2 protein-coding genes are annotated in these 1910 nt (G+C 69.4%); one reads left to right on the top strand and one right to left on the bottom strand.

The features are described from left to right. Positions 1 to 330: (Fe-S)-binding protein (locus GT354_RS26305; RefSeq protein ID WP_161358857.1), on the top strand; the 330-nt coding region annotated here is incomplete at its 5' end. Between the two features lie 226 nt (positions 331 to 556). Here the strand turns inward: GT354_RS26305 and GT354_RS54505 are convergent. Next, the gene (locus tag GT354_RS54505; protein WP_346012180.1) at positions 557 to 1156 is read right to left on the bottom strand and encodes an FAD-binding protein; all 600 of its coding nucleotides are present in this window, start codon (positions 1154 to 1156) and stop codon (positions 557 to 559) included. Between the last annotated feature and the right edge of the window lie 754 nt (positions 1157 to 1910).

Genomic DNA, 1910 nt, shown 5'->3' with positions numbered 1-1910 from the left:
GACTCCTGCCACCTGCGCAACGGCCTGGGCGTATGGCGCGAACCACGCAAGATCCTGTCGGCGGTGGCGGACTTCGTGGAAACCCCGGGCGCGAGCGACTGCTGCGGCGCGGCCGGCACCTACTCGCTCCTGCGCCCGATCGAATCCCGCCGCATCCTCGACCGCAAACTGGACGCGATCGAGGCGACCGGAGCCGACGTCGTGATCGCGGTCAACCCGGGCTGCCTGCGCCAACTGCGCACCGGCCTGCGTCGCCGCAAATCCCGCGTGCGCGCGGTACACCTCGCCGAATTCCTCACCACACCCGACGGCGGCGCCCGGACGCGATGACCGTCCCGGCGCCGCGCCGGGTGTCCCGGGCCGCGTTCGGCCTAAGCGACTCCACACGAGGGGAGCCGCGTACGCCGTACCCGACCCGCGACGCCCCCGCCGCGCACACGGCAACAGCCCAGATGGGCTCGACACGTGGACGGCCAACGGAGTCGGGGACCTGCGAAGGACGCCATAGCCAAAGGAGGTCGGAGCGTGGATACAAGCTTGCCATCAGCTCGGCCACTCAGCGCTGAAGTGCTCCTGCGGCTTCACAGCCCGCGATTCGTCCGAACACCAGACAGCGCAGGACCGAGAGAGCCCCCGGGTACTCCCGGTACCACACACCGGTGGCGACCCCGGCGGCGTACAGCTGTGGAATGGGCGTTCCGCCGGGGGTCAGTACCCGGGCACGGATGTCGGTGCGGACACCGCCGAAGGTGAAGGTGACCGCGGTTTTCACCGGGTACGCACGGAACGGGCCTTCGGAGATGGTGCGCGCCCAGTTGGTCTTGTCGATGGCCAACCCCGTCGTGCGCTTCCCGTCGCGCCGCGACACGTCGAATTCACCGTCCTGCACGGACGTGTTGAACGTTGAGACGGTGTTCTCGAGTTTCTCCGGGTCGAGTCCGAGCTCCCGTCCCAGGTCGCGGATCGATTCGGCCTCGACCGGGACGAGGTCCGTCTGATTGAGCTGGTCGAAGCCGGGGATGGCGAAGGTCTTGGCGTCCTCCAAGGCACGGCTGCCCTCGTCGACGAATCGTTCGCCGGCCTGGTTGACGATGATCCCGTAGGGCACCCCGCATCTCGTAGTTGCCCTCGAATCCGCCGCAGGCAAGGACCACACTGCCGGACGAGAGGGTGCGCACGAGCCCGTCCGGGCCCCGCACGAGGACGCCGTTGACCCGGCCCGCGTCGTCCGTGCAGAGCCGTACGGCCTCCGTCTCGTAGTGGAACTCCGCAGCCGGATACCGTTCGACCGCCTGTGCCGGCGCCTCGACGATGGCGTGCCCGCCGCCGACGGTGGCTCCGTACGTCGCCTCCATGGCGAAGCCGGAGGGTGCGTGGGCGACGGACACCCCGTGTTTCTCCAGCCATCGCACCGATTCGCCGGCCGCTGCTTCAAGCGTGCGGAAATACGTCTCGTCGACGTCCGGGTGGGAGTCGATGACGCGCTGGATGACGTCCGGGTCGACGACCCCTTCGGGGCTGACCATCAGGTTCGCCCACGATCCCTTGGTCGCTCCCCCGCGCTCTTGTGCCGGGGAGCGCTCCACGACGGCAACCGACGCAGACGCTCCCCTGTCGGCCGCGGCCTCGAGGGGGGCGTGCGCGGGACGGGAGATCTCCAGGACGCGGTCCGCGTATTGCACTTGGGGCACGGAACGGTAGAGCGTCGTCAACGGTCGTCAACGACGGCAGGGTGTTCGGTGGCCGATGACGGCAGGGCCTCGTGCGGGTGTTCCCGTATCCGGTCGTGCAGGGCTTCGACGTTCCCGCCCAGGTCCGACAGGCGCACCCGACAACGTGTCGGTGAGCGTGAAGGAGTGCCGCCGCGGGGCTGGTTCCGCCCGTCCGGACTCGCGGGCGATCGCCAACCA

Source organism: Streptomyces sp. SID3343 (assembly GCF_009865215.1).
Taxonomy (GTDB): Bacteria; Actinomycetota; Actinomycetes; order Streptomycetales; family Streptomycetaceae; genus Embleya.
Note: the sequence above shows the minus strand (reverse complement) of the source record. Positions and strands in the feature narration are given on the sequence as shown.